This is a genomic window from Streptomyces sp. ISL-10, assembly GCF_018614575.1.
Taxonomy (GTDB): Bacteria; Actinomycetota; Actinomycetes; order Streptomycetales; family Streptomycetaceae; genus Streptomyces.
Genome location: NZ_JAGGOJ010000035.1, coordinates 83,478 through 100,478, shown reverse-complemented (window position 1 = coordinate 100,478; position 17,001 = coordinate 83,478). Strand labels below are relative to the sequence as shown.

General features: G+C 71.4%; 14 protein-coding genes and 2 pseudogenes. 11 read left to right on the top strand and 5 right to left on the bottom strand.

Annotation, left to right across the window (positions count from 1 at the left end; translation table 11 throughout):
* The first annotated feature begins 19 nt into the window (after nt 1-19).
* The gene (locus J7E88_RS31290) at nt 20-928 is read left to right on the top strand and encodes a S1 family peptidase (protein WP_215186815.1); all 909 of its coding nucleotides are present in this window, start codon (nt 20-22) and stop codon (nt 926-928) included.
* 122 nt (nt 929-1,050) lie between these two features.
* On the opposite strand, the gene J7E88_RS31285 is transcribed toward J7E88_RS31290, so the two are convergent.
* On the bottom strand, nt 1,051-1,917 hold the full coding sequence (locus J7E88_RS31285; protein ID WP_308307674.1) for an alpha/beta hydrolase: 867 nt from the start codon (nt 1,915-1,917) through the stop codon (nt 1,051-1,053).
* A gap of 382 nt (nt 1,918-2,299) precedes the next feature.
* On the opposite strand from J7E88_RS31285, the gene J7E88_RS31280 reads away from it, so the two are divergent.
* On the top strand, nt 2,300-3,385 hold the full coding sequence (locus J7E88_RS31280; protein WP_215186814.1) for a S1 family peptidase: 1,086 nt from the start codon (nt 2,300-2,302) through the stop codon (nt 3,383-3,385).
* A 444-nt stretch (nt 3,386-3,829) separates the two neighbouring features.
* On the opposite strand, the gene J7E88_RS31275 is transcribed toward J7E88_RS31280, so the two are convergent.
* Together J7E88_RS31275 and J7E88_RS31270 are read right to left on the bottom strand one after the other, a co-directional pair.
* Entirely contained in the window at nt 3,830-4,033 is a 204-nt protein-coding gene (locus J7E88_RS31275) for a hypothetical protein (protein ID WP_374196346.1), read from the bottom strand.
* Between the two features lie 11 nt (nt 4,034-4,044).
* The gene (locus tag J7E88_RS31270; protein ID WP_215186870.1) at nt 4,045-4,230 is read right to left on the bottom strand and encodes a hypothetical protein; all 186 of its coding nucleotides are present in this window, start codon (nt 4,228-4,230) and stop codon (nt 4,045-4,047) included.
* Between the two features lie 130 nt (nt 4,231-4,360).
* Between J7E88_RS31270 and J7E88_RS31265 the strand changes: the two genes are divergently transcribed.
* From J7E88_RS31265 to J7E88_RS31255, 3 genes are all read left to right on the top strand, one after another.
* Entirely contained in the window at nt 4,361-7,855 is a 3,495-nt protein-coding gene (locus tag J7E88_RS31265; RefSeq protein WP_215186813.1) for a DNA polymerase III subunit alpha, read from the top strand.
* Nucleotides 7,852-8,832 carry a hypothetical protein gene (locus J7E88_RS31260; protein WP_215186861.1) on the top strand — a complete coding sequence of 327 codons (981 nt, stop codon included), beginning with the start codon at nt 7,852-7,854 and terminating at the stop codon, nt 8,830-8,832. The genes J7E88_RS31265 and J7E88_RS31260 overlap by 4 nt, the downstream gene beginning before the upstream one ends.
* 144 nt (nt 8,833-8,976) lie before the next feature.
* Nucleotides 8,977-9,846, top strand: a complete 870-nt coding sequence (locus J7E88_RS31255; RefSeq protein ID WP_215186812.1) for a triacylglycerol lipase — start codon at nt 8,977-8,979, stop codon at nt 9,844-9,846.
* Nucleotides 9,847-9,918: 72 nt separating this feature from the next.
* Here the strand turns inward: J7E88_RS31255 and J7E88_RS31250 are convergent, their stop codons facing one another.
* The gene (locus J7E88_RS31250; protein WP_215186811.1) at nt 9,919-10,938 is read right to left on the bottom strand and encodes a lytic polysaccharide monooxygenase; all 1,020 of its coding nucleotides are present in this window, start codon (nt 10,936-10,938) and stop codon (nt 9,919-9,921) included.
* A gap of 804 nt (nt 10,939-11,742) precedes the next feature.
* Here J7E88_RS31250 and J7E88_RS31245 point away from each other — a divergent pair.
* Both J7E88_RS31245 and J7E88_RS31240 read left to right on the top strand, forming a co-directional pair.
* Nucleotides 11,743-11,940: a hypothetical protein gene (locus J7E88_RS31245; protein ID WP_215186810.1), complete on the top strand. Its 198-nt coding sequence runs from the start codon at nt 11,743-11,745 to the stop codon at nt 11,938-11,940.
* A 418-nt stretch (nt 11,941-12,358) separates the two neighbouring features.
* A pseudogene (locus J7E88_RS31240) lies at nt 12,359-12,553 on the top strand (VOC family protein); the annotation flags it as partial.
* 169 nt (nt 12,554-12,722) lie between these two features.
* On the opposite strand, the gene J7E88_RS31235 reads toward J7E88_RS31240, so the two are convergent.
* Complete coding sequence (locus tag J7E88_RS31235; protein WP_215186809.1) at nt 12,723-13,409, bottom strand: response regulator; 687 nt, start codon at nt 13,407-13,409, stop codon at nt 12,723-12,725.
* 131 nt (nt 13,410-13,540) lie between these two features.
* On the opposite strand from J7E88_RS31235, the gene J7E88_RS31230 reads away from it, so the two are divergent.
* From J7E88_RS31230 to J7E88_RS31215, 4 genes and pseudogenes are all read left to right on the top strand, one after another.
* Nucleotides 13,541-14,524, top strand: a complete 984-nt coding sequence (locus tag J7E88_RS31230; protein ID WP_215186808.1) for a tripartite tricarboxylate transporter substrate binding protein — start codon at nt 13,541-13,543, stop codon at nt 14,522-14,524.
* Nucleotides 14,521-15,048, top strand: coding sequence for a tripartite tricarboxylate transporter TctB family protein (locus J7E88_RS31225; protein WP_215186807.1), 528 nt, complete (start codon nt 14,521-14,523; stop codon nt 15,046-15,048). The genes J7E88_RS31230 and J7E88_RS31225 overlap by 4 nt, the downstream gene beginning before the upstream one ends.
* Complete coding sequence (locus tag J7E88_RS31220) at nt 15,048-16,544, top strand: tripartite tricarboxylate transporter permease (protein ID WP_215186806.1); 1,497 nt, start codon at nt 15,048-15,050, stop codon at nt 16,542-16,544. Before J7E88_RS31225 ends, J7E88_RS31220 begins: the two co-directional genes overlap by 1 nt.
* Nucleotides 16,541-16,976: pseudogene (locus tag J7E88_RS31215) on the top strand (GNAT family N-acetyltransferase). The gene J7E88_RS31220 and the pseudogene J7E88_RS31215 overlap by 4 nt, the downstream one beginning before the upstream one ends.
* Nucleotides 16,977-17,001: the final 25 nt, after the last annotated feature.

Here is a 17,001-nt window from a genome sequence, read left to right as displayed (position 1 = left end):
CCCTCGGGAGGAACGACAAGTGAGGATCAAGCGCACCATCCCCCGCACCCCCACCGGCAGACGCACCCGCCTGCTCGCCGTGTCCACCGGCCTGATCGCGGCCGCGGCACTGGCTCTTCCCACCGCCACCGCCAGCGCCGACCAGGCGCAGACCTACAGCGCGACCCAGCTCTCCGCCGCGAGCGACGCCGTGCTCGAAGCCGATGTGGCCGGTACCGCCTGGCACATCGACAAAGCGACGAACACGCTTGTCGTCACCGCCGACAGCACCGTCTCCCAGGCCGAGATCGCCAGGATCAAGCGTGAGGCAGGGAGCAACGCCGGCGCCCTGCGCATCGAGCGCACCCCCGGCACCTTCTCCAAACTCATCTCGGGCGGCGACGCCATCTACGCCTCCAGCTGGCGCTGCTCCCTCGGGTTCAACGTCCGCAGCAGCAGCGGCACCTACTACCTGCTGACCGCCGGCCACTGCACCGACGGCGCGGGCACCTGGTACACGAACTCCTCGCGGACCACCACCATCGGCCCCACGGCCGGGTCCAGCTTCCCCGGCAACGACTACGGCATCGTCCGCTACTCCAACACCTCGCTGTCCCACCCGGGCACCGTCGGCAGCGTCGACATCACCAGCGCGGCCAACGCCACCGTCGGGATGTCCGTCACCCGCCGCGGTTCCACCACGGGCACCCACAGCGGCAGCGTGACGGGCCTCAACGCCACCGTCAACTACGGCGGCGGTGACATCGTCTACGGCATGATCCGCACCAACGTCTGCGCCGAACCGGGCGACAGCGGCGGTCCGCTCTACTCCGGCAGCCGGGCCATCGGCCTGACCTCCGGCGGCAGCGGCAACTGCTCCACGGGCGGCACGACCTTCTTCCAGCCGGTCACCGAAGCGCTCAGCGCCTACGGAGTCAGCGTCTACTGACGCGGGTGGTCCTGCCCCCGCCGGACGCGCGCCCCTGCCCGGACCCCCGGGCGGGGGCTTCCACGCGGGGAGGAACGGTGCCATGCACGTTCGGCCCGGCCTTTCCGCCGGCCCGGCGCTCCTCACCCCTCCCGCAGCCACTCCAGGGCCCGGCCGAGTGCGTACTGCGCCGTGAAGTGCCCGGCACCCGGCTCCAGCACGGCCGTGCAGCGGGGGATGCGTCCGACGAGCCAGTGGAAGTGGCCGACCGGCGAGAAGACGTCCTCCGCGCCGTGCCACAACAGCACCCTGCGCTCGATCACTTCGGGGTCGAACCCCCACGGCGTCGCCAGCGCGAGCGTGTCGTCGAACCAGCCGTACGCCGAGACCCGCACGCTCTCACGGTAGTTGGCGAGCAGCACGGCACGGACCCGCTCGTCGGCGAGTACCGGCTCGTCGGCCTTCGAGAGCGCGCCGCGCAGTTGGTCGAGCAGTCGTACGGGGTCCGCCCGGATCTCGTCGGCGAGGGCCGTCAACAGCCGTTCCAGCGCCGCCGGGTCGGTGGTGGCGAGCGTGTACTCGTCCACGTTCATCGGCGTCATGCCCGCGAACCAGCTCAGCCCGTCCGCGTCCCGCGGTGCGGGGCTGACCAGCGCCGCTGCCCCCGTCACCCGCTCCGGCAGCAGTGCCGCACAGGCCAAGGCGTGCGGCGCGCCCCCCGAGCGGCCGACGACCGCGAACGTGCCGATGCCGAGTGCGTCGGCGACCGCCGCCGCGTCGCCGGCCGCGTCCGCCACCCGGCGGCCCTCGCGGCGGTCGGAATCCCCGTAGCCCGGACGGTCGTAGGCGAAGAGGCGCACCTGGGGATGGCGCTCGGTGACATCGCGCAGCGCGGTGCCGACGCGACTTCCGGGAGTGCCGTGGTGCAGCAGCACCGGTGTGCCGTCCGGCGCGCCCCACTCCTCCGCCACCAGAGTGCGGCCGTCGTCCGTCCTCACATCGATGCGCACACTGTCCCCTTCGCGGCGGATGCCCGTCGGCCGACGGGCGTCGCGTCCCAGTATCCGCCGCTGCGGCCACGGCGGGGAGTCCGGGGTGCGGTGATGTCGGTCCCGCGGGTGGCGCCGTGTCCGGAATGCGGTGGATCGAGCCGGGCGCGTGAACGTGGCCGAGGGGTGGGCGTCCGGCGGCCGGCGCGTCTTCACGGCCGGTGCACCGAGCCGAAGGGTGGCGGCGTTCCTGTGAAGAGGCTGTGAACGCACGCGAGTTGTCGTGTGTCCGTCCAAGGGTCGGCCTTGTGTGCGAGTGCGACGCCTCGGAATAGTGGGCGATCCATCCTCCGTGTCCGGGCACCCCACTTGTCCGGGCGCGGCCCCCACAGGAGGTCATGTCTTGAAGCACCGGCGCATACCCAGGAGAAAAGTCGCCGTGGCGGGCGGGGCGGTAGTCGCCCTGGTCGCCGCGGGCGTCACGTTCCAGAGTGCGAACGCCAGTGACAGCACAGAGCAGTTCACCGTGAAGTCCCTCAGCGCACCGGCGGCGGGGACGCTCGCCCTCTCGCTGACGACGGATCTGGGCGCCGACGGCGCCGGCGCGTACTACGACGCCGACACCAAGGCCCTCGTGGTCAACGTCGTCTCCGAGGACGCGGCGCAGACCGTGCGCGAAGCGGGCGGCAAGGCCCGGATCGTCGAGAACACCCTGGCCGAACTGACCGGCGCCCGGCAGACGCTGGCCGACAGGGCGAGCATCCCGGGCACCTCCTGGGCGACCGACCCGGTCACCAACAAGCTGGTCGTCACGGCGGACCGTACGGTCAAGGGCGCCGAACTGACAAAGCTGCAGGACGTCGTGAAGGGTCTCGGTGCCAAGGCCGAACTCAAGCGGAGCGCGGGCGAGTTCAAGCCCTTCATCGCCGGCGGCGACGCGATCCACTCGGGCGGCGGCCGCTGCTCCCTGGGCTTCAACGTCGTCAAGGACGGCGCGCCGCACTTCATCACCGCCGGGCACTGCGGCCAGTCCGGCAGCGAGTGGTCGGACTCGGCGGGCGGGGCGGCCATCGGCACGATGGTCGACTCGCAGTTCCCGGGCAACGACTTCGCGCTGGTGAAGTACAACGGAGACACCGCGCACCCGAGCGAGGTCAACCTCTACAACGGCAGCGCGCAGGCCATCACCAAGGCGGGTGACGCGACCGTCGGCATGCAGGTGCAGCGCAGCGGCTCCACGACCCGGGTCCACGACGGTGAGGTCACCGCGCTCGATGCGACCGTGAACTACGGCAACGGCGACGTCGTCGAGGGCCTCATCCAGACCACGGTCTGTGCCGAGCCCGGCGACAGTGGCGGCTCGCTCTTCTCGGGCGACACGGCGGTCGGCCTGACGTCGGGCGGCAGCGGGGACTGCTCGTCGGGCGGCGAGACGTTCTTCCAGCCGGTGACGGAGGCGCTGTCGACGTTCGGCGCGGAGATCGGCTGACCGTCGCTCCATCGAGGGCCCGGCCCCCACGCCCCTGCGGGCGCGGGGGCCGGCTCTGTTCGGGGGGCCCGCGCGTGCTGGGTGATGGCGGTTGGGTTCGTTTCGGGACCCCGCCCGTGCCCTGCTCCTCAATCGCCGTCGGGGGTGGATGTGCCCCCGCGCCTCAGGCCCGACGGAGGCAGATGGCGCCGGGCCTGGTGGGCAGCAGTCTGCGAGCCGGGTGCGGAGGACGGCCCCGCACGGCGCGGGCCGGGTGCGTGAGGATGCCGTGCCGGGCGGAGGACGGGGCCCCGCGCAGCCCGGTTACGTGCGGACGGCGGGGCGGCGGTACCGCCCACCCGCCCACGCCGACGAACCCGCGTCGGGCTCGCCGCGCCGTTTCTCCTGAAGTGAGCGATCGAGCGCGCGGCGACGTGCCCGTGCCCGGTGGCAGTGCCGGGCCGATCACCTGCCGGAACGGCGGCAGCGGCGGATACGGACCGGTGCCGCCCACGCTTGGGTGGCCGAGGACGACCGGCAGGATCGCCAGGCCGATGCCGACGGCCTGGCCAGGCCCCACCGCGCGAGCGTGATCCCCCCGACCGCGAAGACCAGCAGGGTGCCCAGGCCCCACAGCACCCCCACGCTGCCCGGCAGCGCGTCCAGCATCGGCCCCGCGATCACCGTGGCCCCGGGGCTGCGACGGCCATTGCGGGCTGGAGCGCCGGCACCCCGATGACCAGCAGCGCGGCCCGCATGTTCCCCGCGTCCTTGATCTCGCCGAGGAAGCCGGTGCCGGGGGCCCTCGCCGGGGTTCGTCGTATGCCTGTGCCATGGCCCAGCGCTCGGCAGGATTCGGTGTTCACGCAGGTGGGACGGGCCGCATGGCTGAGGGACGGCGCGGTGGGGCGCCGCCGACATCTGTCGTACGGGTGTTCGAAATTTGGTCTATGGTGGAGACAGGGGAGGTGAGACGGGCTGATCCAGGAGGTGCGGGTGCCAGGGTTCACGCATCTGCACACCGTTTCCGGGTTCTCCGTGAGGTACGGGGCCTCCCACCCGGAGCGGCTTGCCGAGTGCGCTGCCGAGCGGGGCATGGACGCCCTCGCGCTGACGGACCGCGACACCCTCGCGGGGACGGTCCGCTTCGCCGAGGCATGCTCCGGCGCGGGCGTGCGGCCGCTGTTCGGCGTCGACCTCGCGGTGGGGGAGCGTGAGCACAGGGAGGGCCCTGCCGAGCGCCGTCGCACACCGGTCCGCGGAGGTGCGTTCATCGACGAATCCGCACCCCGGACCGTTTTTCTCGCGCGTTCCCGACAGGGCTGGGCCGACCTGTGCCGGATGATCACCGCCGCCCACGCGGCCGACCGGGAGAGCCCGCTGCTGCCGTGGCCGGACAACCACGGTGAGGGGCTGACCGTGCTCCTCGGCCCGTCCTCCGAGGTCGGCCGCGCACTCGCCGCGGGCCGCCCCGACCGTGCCGCGGGGCTGCTCGTCCCCTGGCGGGAGCGGTACGGCGACCGGCTGTGCCTGGAGGTCGTCCACCACGGCCGCACCGGCACCGGACCCGGCTCGCTGCGACAGGCCGCCCGCACTCTCGGCCTCGCCGCCGAACAGGACGTACGGGCCGTCCTGACCAACGCCGTCCGCTACGCGGACCCCGGCCTGGGACCGGTCGCCGACGTCCTCGACTCGGCCCGCCGGCTCATGCCCGTGGACCCGCGCAAAGGACTCGACAGTGGCGAGCGCTGGCTCAAGGACCCGGCCGCCATGGCCCAGGCCGCCGAGCGGGTCGCCGAGGCCGCGGGCTTCCGGCGCGACACCGCGCACCGGCTGCTCACCATGACCGAGGAGACGGCCGCGGCCTGTCTGGTCGATCCCGAGGAGGATCTGGGGATGGGCACCGTGCACTTCCCCGAGCCCCGCCTCGTCGGCGCGGAGCACCGCACCGCGCAGCGGGTGCTCGCCTCGCGCGCGGCGGCCGGCATGCTGCTGCACGGATACGACAGCCGGCGCGACTACTGGGAGCGGATGCACCACGAACTGGACATCATCGCCCACCACGGATTCGCCTCCTACTTCCTGACCGTCGCCCAAGTGGTCGACGACGTGAAGAAGATGGGCGTCCGGGTCGCCGCGCGCGGCTCGGGGGCCGGGTCCCTCGTCAACCACCTCATCGGCATCGCGCACGCCGACCCGGTCGAGCACGGGCTGCTGATGGAGCGCTTCCTGTCCAAGCGCCGGCGGGTGCTGCCCGACATCGACATCGACGTCGAGTCCGCCCGCCGGCTCGACGTGTACCGCGCGATCATCGGACGCTTCGGCGAGGAGCGGGTCGCGACCGTCGCCATGCCCGAGACCTACCGGGTGCGCCATGCCGTGCGCGACGTGGGCGCGGCCCTGTCCATGGATCCGTCCGAGATCGACCGGATCGCCAAGTCCTTCCCGCACATCCGGGCCCGCGACGCCCGCGCGGCGCTCGACGAACTGCCCGAACTCCAGCCGGTTGCCATGGAGTTGAAGCAGCATGGACGGCTGTGGGAGCTGGTCGAGGCGCTGGACGCGCTGCCGCGCGGCGTCGCCATGCACCCGTGCGGAGTGTTGCTCTCCGACTCCTCGCTGCTCGCCCGCACCCCCGTGGTGCCCACGAGCGGCGAGGGCTTCCCCATGTCGCAGTTCGACAAGGACGACGTGGAGAGGCTCGGGCTGCTCAAACTCGACGTCCTCGGTGTGCGGATGCAGTCGGCGATGGCGCACGCGGTGGCCGAGGTGCGCCGGGTCACGGGGGAGAAGGTCGACCTCGACTCCGTACCGCCCGGGGATCCGGACACCTACCGGCTCATCAGATCAACCGAGACGCTGGGCTGCTTCCAGATCGAGTCCCCGGGCCAGCGCGACCTGGTCGGACGTCTGCAGCCGGAGAACTTCCACGACCTGGTCGTGGACATCTCGCTGTTCCGGCCGGGGCCGGTCGCGGCCGACATGGTCCGGCCGTTCATCGAGGCCCGGCACGGTCGTGCGCCCGTCCGCTATCCGCATCCCGATCTTCAGGGGCCGCTGAAGGACACGTACGGGGTGGTCGTCTTCCACGAGCAGATCATCGAGATCGTGAACATCATGACCGGCTGCGGCCGGGACGAGGCCGACCGGGTGCGGCGAGGGCTCTCCGACCCGCAGTCGCAGGGCAGGATCAGGGTCTGGTTCGCCCAGCGCGCCGAGGCGAGGGGGTACGAGCCCGAAGTGATCGCCCGCACCTGGGAGATCGTCGAGGCCTTCGGCTCGTACGGCTTCTGCAAGGCGCACGCGGTCGCCTTCGCGGTGCCCACGTACCAGTCGGCCTGGCTCAAGGCGCACCATCCGGCGGCCTTCTACGCCGGGCTGCTCACGCACGACCCCGGGATGTATCCGAAGCGGCTGCTGCTGGCGGACGCGCGGCGGCGCGGGGTGCCGGTGCTGCCGTTGGACGTGAACCGGTCGGGGGCCGCCCATCGAATCGAACTGGTGTCCGGTGGCGAGGTTTCCGGGCCGTCCGGCGAGGGTTCGGGTAGGTCCGGCAACGATTCCGGGAATCAGGGCAGGGGTTTTGGGAGATGGGGCCTGCGGCTCGCCCTCGCGGACGTCCACGGCATCAGCGAGGCCGAGAAGAGTCGTATCGAGGCCGGGCAGCCCTACTCCTCGCTGCTGGACTTCTGGCAGCGGGCGCACCCGAGCCGGCCCGTCGCCGAACGGCTCGCCCAGGTCGGCGCCCTCGACGCCTTCGGCGCCAACCGTCGCGACCTGCTGCTGCACATCGCCGAACTCCACCGTGTCCAGCGCGGATCGGCGTCGTACGGCGGCCAGCTCCCGCTCGCCCAGGGGCGCAGGACCGCCCCCGTGGGCCTGCCCGACCTCGGCGACGCGGAACGCCTCAGTGCCGAGCTGGGCGTACTCGGCATGGACGCCTCCCGTCATCTGATGGAGGATCACCATGCCTTCCTGGCCGAGCTGGGCGTGCTCTCGGCGCAGCGGCTGCGCGGTGCGCGGCACGGCCAGACGGTGCTTGTCGCAGGTGCCAAGGCGGCCACCCAGACGCCGCCGATCCGGTCCGGCAAGCGGGTCATCTTCACCACGCTCGACGACGGCACCGGCCTTGTCGACCTGGCCTTCTTCGACGACAGTCACGCCGCCTGCGCCCACACCGTCTTCCACTCCTGGCTGCTGCTGGTGCGCGGAGTGGTGCAGCGGCGTGGACCGCGCAGTATCAGTGTGGTGGGCGCTGCGGCCTGGAACCTGGCCGAACTGGCGGAGCTGCGCCGCACCGGCGGCCTGGACGCGGTCGCGACCCGGCTGGCGGCTCCGCCCGCGCAGTCGGACGGCGATGCCGACAGCGGCCGCCGGATCCACCTGCCGACGGGCTACGAGATGAATCCGTGGGCCGACCTGCGGCCCGCCGGTGACGCGGCCGCCGGCGGAAGGAAGCTGTGGCACCAGAGCCCGGGGAGCGCCGGATGATCCTCTATGTGCGCTTCCTGCTGGAGCCGGCGCCGGACAGGGCCGGAGCCGAGACGGTGCTGCCCGCGCTGCTCGGTGTGGCCGAGAACATCAGCCCGGTCGTCCAGGCGCTGCCGCCCGACGCCGCGCTCGTCGACGTCCGGGGCGCGGAACGGTACTTCGGCCGGGACACGGCCGAGCTCGCCTCGCTGCTGCGGGTGCGCGTGCTGGCGCACTGCGGGGTGGACTGCGTCATCGGCGCCGGCCCGGGACCGATGCTCGCCCGGATGGCGGCGCGCGAGGCCGCGCCCGGTACGACCCTGGTGGTGACGGAGGACGAGGCCGCCGCGTTCCTGGCGGACAAGCCGGTCGCCGCGCTCGACGGCGTGGGGCGCGCGACGGCCCGCACCCTGTGCGCCTACGGCCTCGACACCGCCGGACGCGTCGCCGGCGCACCGTTCGCCGTGATCCAGCGGATCCTGGGCGCGCGGGCCGGTCGTGAGGTGTGGGAGCGGGCGCGCGGCATCGACCGTACGACGGTCGTCCCGAACGCCCTCGCCGGCTCGATCGCCGCCGAACGGAGTTTCCCCCTCGACGAGTTGGACCAGACGCAGCACCGCAGGGCGCTGCTCTCGCTCGCCGAGGAGCTCGGGGCGCGGATGCGCGGTGAGCACGAGGTGTGCCGTTCCCTGTCCCTCACCGTGCGCTATGCCGACCGGTCCACGACCACCCGCAGCCGCACCCTGCGGGAGCCGACCGCCCATTCCGCCGCACTCGTCGACACCGCGTACGCCCTGCACGCATCGCTCGGGCTGCAGCGGGCGCGGGTGCGCGGGCTGTCGCTGCGGGCCGAGGGTCTGATGCCCGCCGAACAGGCCGCCCGGCAGCTGACGTTCGACCCGGCCGACGAACGGGCGCGCAGGATCGAGGCCGTGGCGGACCGGGCCCGCGCCAGGTTCGGGCCGGGGGCGGTCGTGCCGGGGTCACTGGCGGCGTAGCGGGCGGCCGCCGCCTCGTATTGACGAAAAGTCAGTCTTTACCGGCACGTCACTTCCCCGTGTGGTTACCCGTTCGTAAGTTGTTGTGTGCACGGCAAGCAATTCAGCCATCGCAACTCCCTTGAGCCGCAAGGAGACCGATCGATGCTGCCTTGGAAACGTGCGCTCCGACCACTGTCAGCCTTCATGCTGGCGGTCGCCGTCGCCCTGGTCCCCGCCGCCACCGCAACTGCCGCATCAACCGCCACGGCCCCCACACGTGGCTGGAACGACTACACCTGCAACCCCTCCGCCGCCCATCCCCGCCCGGTCGTCCTCGTCCACGGAACCCTCGGCAACTCCATCGACAACTGGCTCGCTCTGGCCCCGTATCTGGTCAAGCGCGGCTACTGCGTCTACTCCCTCGACTACGGGCAGCTCCCCGGCGTGCCCTTCTTCCACGGCCTCGGCCCCATCGACAAGTCGGCGCAGCAGCTCGACGCCTACGTCGACCGGGTCCTCGCCGCGACCGGCGCCTTGGAGGCCGACATCGTCGGGCACTCCCAGGGCGGCATGATGCCCCGCTACTACCTCAAGTACCTGGGCGGCGCCGACAAGGTGAACGCCCTCGTCGGCATCGCGCCGAGCAACCACGGCACCACCCTGGGCGGGCTCACCAGCCTCCTGCCGTACTTCCCCGGCGCCGCCGACCTTCTGAGCGAGCACACGCCCGCCCTCGCCGACCAGATCGCCGGATCCGCCTTCCTCACCAAGCTCAACGCGGGCGGCGACACCGTGCCCGGCGTGCGCTACACGGTCATCGCCACCCGCTACGACCAGGTCGTCACGCCGTACGCGTCGCAGTATCTCAGCGGGCCGGACGTCCGCAACGTAACTCTCCAGGACCTCTGTCCCTTCGACCTGTCCGAGCACGTCGCGATCGGCTTGTTCGACCTGATCGCGTTCCATGAGGTGACGAACGCGCTCGACCCGGCGCACGCCAAACCGACCACCTGTGCCTCCGTCTTCGCCTGATTCACGGACAAGGCTGCCGTCCGCTCGGGGGAGCGGACGGCAGCCTTTGGTGTCGTGTCGTGTCGCGTCGCGTCAGCGGCTGTGGCGGCCGCCCGCCGCGGCCGGCCTGCGGCGGCCCAGACCGAACAGCACCGCCGCGCCGACCGCCAGCGCGGCCGCACCGCCGATCGCGAGGGGCGCGGTGCTGCTGTTGCCACCGGTCTCCGCGAGGTTGTCCTCGGAGGTCTCCGGAGCGGCGGCGGACGGCGTGCCCGCACCCTTCGCATCGGGGGCGTTGCCCGCGGGATCGGGCGACGGAGCCGCATCGGGCCGCTCGGCGGGCGCGGCCGCTCCCGCGCCCTCCGTGTGGTCGTCACCGCCGTGGCCGCCGTGGTCCACCGTCGACTTGTCCGCACCGTCCTCGATCTCCCGGTCCGAGGGAGCGGAGGCGGTCGGCGCCGGGGCTCCGCCGCCGTTGTCCTCGCCGAACACCACGTCGGAGCAGGTGTAGAAGGCCTCGGGGGAGTCCGAGCGCTGCCAGATCGAGTAGACCAGGTGCCGGCCCGACCGGTTCGGCACGACGCTGTCGAAGACGTACGCGCCGTTCTCCAGCTTCGGGTTCGTGACCTTCGCGAACGGCTTCTCCTCCAGATCCGACCACTTCAGCGGCTTCGTCGGGTCGTAGCCGTCCTTGGTCAGATACAGCTCGAAGGTGCCCTTGTGCGGGGCGGTCGCCTTATACCGGAACGTGTGGTTCCCCGAGGCGAGCGGCGAGGACGGCCAGTCGGCGCGGGGCAGGTCGAGCCCCTTGTACTTGTCACGTCCGGCGCTGCACAGTTCGCCGTCCGGGATCAGTTGCCGGTGGTTGCCGGCGGCGTTGGCGATGTTGACTTCGTTCCAGTCGTAGAACGCCTGCGTGCCGCTCGCCGCGACCGCCGCCTTGCACGCCTGCGACGTGGGACTCTCCGGCCCCTCGGCGAAACAGGCGGACACCCGGCTGACCGGATCCGTCATCGACCCGTGGGCAGCGGCCGGAACGGCGGCCAGACCGGCCAGCGCGACCGGCGTGAGACCGAGTGCGGCGACCGTGACGGCCTTGCGGCGAGCGGTCATGGTGACGTTCTCCTTCGAATGGCGGCGGCGGGGCGGGGCCCGGTTCGAGCGGGCGGTGCGGCCCCCCGTAGGACTACGGCGCCGACTGCTCGAACCGGCCCCGGCGATCAGCAAACTAGCCCCTGGGCAGCGCGAAATCGCCTGCTGGAAGCGGGAGATGGCGATCCTTATGCTGGCTTTAAGGTGACGCTAAGAAAGCGCTCAGAAAGACGGCCGCTCGCACTTGTCTGACCACTGAGAGCGAGCGCGTCTCGTCCGTGTTCGTCCATGGAGAGCCACCTCGCGTCGCCTGGGGTGGCTCCCCCTGCCGGCTCGCGTGGCTCCCCGCATGGCTCCCGCTGGCCCCGGTGCGGTCGGGACGGACAGGCTCGGCCAGCAGGGTCCAACGCGGGATCTGGCACGCAACTGGCACGACACCTCTCCTGGGCCCCCGCGATCGAGGGACGAACAAGGTCCAGGCTCCCGGTTCAGTACCGGTGACCTGGGCCTGTGTCGTGCATCAAGTGAGATGGGCGTGGACGGTTTCCAATCGCCGACATCTGCTTCCCAAGTTCCACGGAGACCGCCGCCATAGATGCCCAGACGCTGACCGACAACCCCGCTGGCGGCTGCTCGATGCCGTTGCCGTTCACCGCTGTTGATGTCAGTTGTGGATGTCAGCAAGCCCCGTGGCGTTGCTGCATACCCCAAAGAGAGTGGGCCAGGCGACGCACCAATCCGAGCGGTATAGCACTCGCCGCTTTTTGGATTGCGGCGCTGGAGGCCGGACGAGATCCTTGGTGCATGAGTCCTGGATTACGTCGCATGGCTGGCGCAGCAAGCGTGCTGGTCGGCATCGCTGTTGCAGTCTGGCTGGTCTTCGGTCCTCCCCAAGACTGGGAGGGCGGCATGAGGTGGCTACGACACGGTCTGGCCTTGGGTTCCCTGGGAATGATCGTCTTCGCCGCCCGGCTGATGTTTCCTGACACTCAGGACGGCACGGCGGACACGGTGTCTGACTAGGTCGGCGGATCGGCTTCGGGCGGGAGCTGCCATGGGCGAGAGATCGGGGCCCGTAAACTTGCCGCGACTCGGGCAGTCTGTGGACCCGTCCGGTCATCACTCAGGGCGCTGAGGCCATGGACGCGATCTTCGGTGATGTGGACGCTGGCGAGACGTGACGCCAAAGGGCAGCCGCTGAGGCACGGTGGCTCCCCGATTGGCTCCCGGTGAGCCCCCAGACTCCCCACCTGACGGCACTGCGCTGTGGCGCAGGAGCAGACAGCCCGTCAGGCGGCTTACGGTGACGCTCAGAGAGCGCTCAGAAAAGGCGTGCCGCCCGAGCGGGGTCGGCCGTTTGCCGTGGTGCCGCTCGCGTGCGCGGCCCCGCACCCGCCGTAGCGTGGGACCGCACTGACCGTCACGATGCCGGGAGCGAGCGATGGCCGGGGAGATCTCCTTCTTCGAACTGGGCGTGGGCGACTCGGAGCGGGCCCGGGCGTTCTACGGGGGGCTGTTCGGGTGGGCCTTCGAGGCCGGGACGACGGAGGGCGGCGGGTACTCCATCCGTACGGCCGGTGTGCCCGGTGGCGTGCACGGCGGGGATCCGGGCGCGAGCCCCTACGTGTTCTTCCGCGTCGACGACATGCGAGCGGCGATCGCACGGGTCCGGGAGCTGGGCGGCACGGTCGAGGAGGCCGACATCGGCGGTGACGAGGAGACGGTGGCGCGGTTCGGCCGCTTCCAGCTGTGCCAGGACGACCAGGGCTCACCCTTCGCCTCCACCAGCCCCCGGCGGCGTCCGGTCAGCCCACCCGGCGGTAGCGGCGTTCCGGGCGGCCCGTGCCGCCGTAGCGCAGCGTCACCTCCGCGCGGCCCGTTTCCGCGAAGTACTCCAGGTAGCGGCGGGCGCTCACACGGGACAGGGAGCCCGCTTCGGCGCACTCCGAGGCCGACAGGTCGCCCGGATGATCGCGCAGGATGCGTTCGACCAGTTCCGCCGTGTGCGGGGCGAGGCCCTTCGGCAGCTCGCGCGACCCCGGCGGGCGTGTGCCGAAGATCTGGTCCACGTCCTCCTGGCGTGCCTCGTCCAGCCGCTCCAGCCGGGACCGAAGTGAGGCCACGTGCCGCAGCTGCTCCTGGAGCGCCGCCTGGTTGAAGGGCTTGATCAGGTAGTGCAGCGCCCCCGCCCGCAGTGCGGAACGCACCACCGCCGCGTCCCGGGCGGCCGTGATGAACAGTGCGTCCGCGCTCACCCGGTCGGGGTCGCATGCCTCCGCGGCCCGCAGCTCGCGCAGCACACGGATCCCGTCCATGTCGGGCAGATACACGTCGAGCAGGACGAGATCGGGCCGCAGCCGTTCCGCGGCACGCAACGCCTCCGCACCGCTGTGGGCCACTCCGGCGACCGTGAAGCCCTCCGTCGCGGACACATAGCGGCTGTGCAGTTTGGCGACCATGAAGTCGTCGTCCACCACCAGCACCTTGGTCACGCCGACACGCTAGGCCGCTACCACAAGGACCACAACGTCCGTTGATTCCGGAAGAGAGACAGCTTCTTAACGCGCAGGCAACATGTGGCCCACCTCACAGCACCCACTCACCGCTCATGAGAGGCCCTCCCGTGCGATTGCGCACCTCCATCGCCCTGCTCGGGGCCGCGCTTCTGGTGTTCGCCGTGCCGCCGCTGCTCTCCACGGACGGCGGAAACGACACCGGCACGCAGATCCCCGGCCTGCGCTTCATGGTCCCCAACACCCCCGGCGGCGGCTACGACATCACCGCCCGCACCGCCGCCAAGAACGCCGAGGACGCCGGGCTCACCCACGGCGTCGAGGTCTTCAACCTCCCCGGAGCCGGTGGCACCGTGGGGCTGACCCGCCTCGTCGGCGAGCACGGCAACGGCAAGCTCGCCATGTCCATGGGCCTCGGCGTCGTCGGCGCCGTCCACACGAACAAGGCGCCCAAGACCCTCGCCGACACCACACCGATCGCCCGGCTCACCGAGGAGCAGGACATCGTCGTGGTCGCGAAGGACTCCCCGTACAAGACGATCGGCCAGCTGATCGATGCGTGGCGGAAGAACCCGGGCAAGCTCGCCGTCGGCGGCGGCTCCTCGCCGGGCGGACCCGACCATCTCGCGCCCATGCTGATGGCTCGGGCCGCCGGGATCGAGCCCAAGTCCGTCAACTACATCCCCTTCGACGGCGGCGGCGAACTGCTCGCCTCGATCCTCGGCAACAAGGTCGCCTTCGGCGTCTCCGGCGTGGGTGAGTACCTGGACCAGATCAAGTCCGGAGAGCTGCGGCTGCTGGCCGTCACCGGGCCGTTGCGGGTCCCTGGTCTCGACGCCCCCACCCTGCGCGAGGCCGGCCTCGACACCGACTTCACCAACTGGCGCGGCATCGTCGCCCCGCCCGGACTGAGCGACGCCGAACGCGACAAACTCATCCGTCTCGTCACCGAGCTGCACGACTCGGAGCAGTGGCAGGAGTCCATGAAGAAGAACGGCTGGGACGACGCCTTCCTCACCGGCGACCTCTTCGGTGAGTTCCTCGACGAGCAGGACAAAGAGGTCGATTCGGTGCTGAAGGAGCTGGGGCTGTGAGCGCCGACGCCACCCGTACCGCCGAGGGCCGCCGCACCTGGCTGCGCGAGCACTCCGAGCTCGGCGTGAGCCTGCTGCTCCTCGTCATCGGCGTACTCGTCCTGACCGACGCGCTGACCATGAACGTCGACATCGCCCAGCGCGGACCCGTGGGGCCGAAGACCGTCCCCGTCGCCGTCGGCATCGGCCTCCTCCTGGTCGCCGTCCTCCTCGCGGTGGACGTCCTGCGCGGCGGCCGCGGCGAGGCCGAGGGCGGCGAGGACATCGACCTGAGCGAGCCCGGCGACTGGCGCACGGTCCTGCTCCTCGGCGGTGTCTTCCTCGCCTTCGCCGCGCTCATCGGCCCGCTGGGCTTCCCCGTCGCCGGGGCGCTGTTGTTCTGGGGCGCGGCCTTCGCACTCGGCAGCAGGCACCACGACCGTGACCCGCTGATCGCCGCGGCCTTGTCCGTGGTCACCTACTTCGTGTTCAACAACCTGCTCGGCGTCCCGCTGCCCGGCGGCCCGCTGATGGGAGTGCTCTGATGGATTCGCTGAACTCCCTTCTCGACGGCTTCGGCACCGCGCTGACCCCGGTCAACCTGCTCTGGGCCGCGATCGGCGTGCTGCTCGGCACCGCGATCGGCGTCCTGCCCGGCATCGGTCCGGCGATGGCGGTGGCGCTGCTGCTGCCGGTGACGTACGGACTGGAGCCGACCGGCGCGTTCATCATGTTCGCCGGCATCTACTACGGGGCGATGTTCGGCGGCTCCACCACGTCCATCCTGCTCAACACACCGGGGGAGAGCGCGGCCGTCGTCGCCGCCCTGGAAGGCAATCCGATGGCCAAGGCCGGGCGGGGCGCCCAGGCGCTCGCCGCGGCCGCCGTCGGTCACTTCGCCGGCGGCATGATCGGCACCGTCCTGCTCGTGGCGCTCGCGCCCACGGTCGCCGACCTCGCCGTGGACATCGGCGCACCCGACTACTTCGCCATCATGGTGCTGGCCTTCATCGCGGTCACCTCGGTGCTCGGCTCCTCCCGCATCCGCGGACTGGCCTCCCTGCTGATCGGCCTCACCATCGGCCTCGTCGGCCTGGACCAGATGACCGGCCAGCAGCGCCTCACCTTCGGCTCGCTGCAACTCGCGGACGGCATCGACGTCGTCATCGTCGCCGTCGGCCTCTTCGCGATCGGCGAGGCCCTGTGGGTCGCCGCCCATCTGCGCCGCACCACGGGCGAGCCCATCCCCGTGGGCCGGCCGTGGCTCGCCCGGTCCGATGTGCGGCGCACCTGGAAGGCGTGGCTGCGCGGACCGGTCATCGGCTTCCCGTTCGGCGCGATACCGGCCGGCGGCGCGGAGATCCCGACCTTCCTGTCGTACGTCACCGAGAAGCGGCTGTCCAAGCACAAGGACGAGTTCGGCCGCGGCGCCATCGAGGGCGTCGCGGGCCCCGAGTCGGCGGCCTCGGCGTCGGCCGCGGGCACGCTCGTGTCGATGCTGACGCTCGGTCTGCCGACGACCGCCGTCGCCGCGGTGATGCTGGCCGCCTTCCAGCAGTACGGCATCCAGCCGGGACCGCTGCTCTTCGAACGCGAACCCGACCTGGTGTGGGGCCTGATCGCCTCCCTCTTCGTCGGCATGGTGCTGCTGCTCGCCCTCAACCTGCCGCTCGCACCGGTCTGGGCGAAGCTGCTGCGCATCCCGCGGCCGTACCTCTACGCGGGCATCCTGTTCTTCGCCGCGGTCGGCGCGTACGCGGTCGGCGGCGAGGCACTCGACCTGGTGATCCTGCTCGTCATCGGCCTCATCGGGTTCGGCATGCGCCGCTACGGACTGCCCGTGCTGCCCGCGGTGATCGGCGTCATCCTCGGCCCGGCCGCGGAACAACAACTGCGCCGCGCCCTGCAGATCAGCGACGGCAGCGTCACCGGACTGGTCAACACCCCCTTTTCCGTGACCGTGTACGCGGTGATCGGGCTCCTGCTGGTGTGGCCGCTGCTGAAGAAGGTGATCGTCCGCCGCCGTAGCGTGTCGGCCTGACCGACGACATCCGCCCCGCCGCCGACGACGTGCCCGCGGTCAAGGCCGTCACCGACGCGGCCTACCACCACCGCATCGAACGGATCGGTGTCGTGCCGGTCCCGATGGAGGCGGCCCACGTGGCGGGCGGGGCGGGTCTTCGTCATCGGTGATCCGGTCCGGGGTGTCATCGTCCTCGTCCCGGAGGCCGGTCACCTCTTCCTGGACTCCATCGCCGTTCACCCCGACGCCTGGGGGACCGGGCTCGGCCGGCGGCTCCTCGGCTTCGCCGAGGAGTACGCACGAGAGCTGGGGCTGCCAGAGATCCAGCTCTGCACCAACGCGAAGATGTGGGAGAACCAGAAGCTGTACGAGCGCTACGGCTACGAACTGGTGGAGCGCCGGGTCGAGGGGCAGTACGACCGCTTCCACTACCGCAAGCCGCTGACCTGAACTGGAGTCCGCCAGGGGCCCGTTG

Bases quoted from the DNA above. Each gene is read 5' to 3' on its own strand.
- J7E88_RS31250 (WP_215186811.1), bottom strand. From the start codon at position 10,938: ATGACCGCTCGCCGCAAGGCCGTCACGGTCGCCGCACTCGGTCTCACG.
- J7E88_RS31260 (WP_215186861.1), top strand. From the start codon at position 7,852: ATGATCCTCTATGTGCGCTTCCTGCTGGAGCCGGCGCCGGACAGGGCC.
- J7E88_RS31220 (WP_215186806.1), top strand. From the start codon at position 15,048: ATGGATTCGCTGAACTCCCTTCTCGACGGCTTCGGCACCGCGCTGACC.
- J7E88_RS31255 (WP_215186812.1), top strand. From the start codon at position 8,977: ATGCTGCCTTGGAAACGTGCGCTCCGACCACTGTCAGCCTTCATGCTG.
- J7E88_RS31275 (WP_374196346.1), bottom strand. From the start codon at position 4,033: ATGCTGGACGCGCTGCCGGGCAGCGTGGGGGTGCTGTGGGGCCTGGGC.
- J7E88_RS31245 (WP_215186810.1), top strand. From the start codon at position 11,743: ATGGCTGGCGCAGCAAGCGTGCTGGTCGGCATCGCTGTTGCAGTCTGG.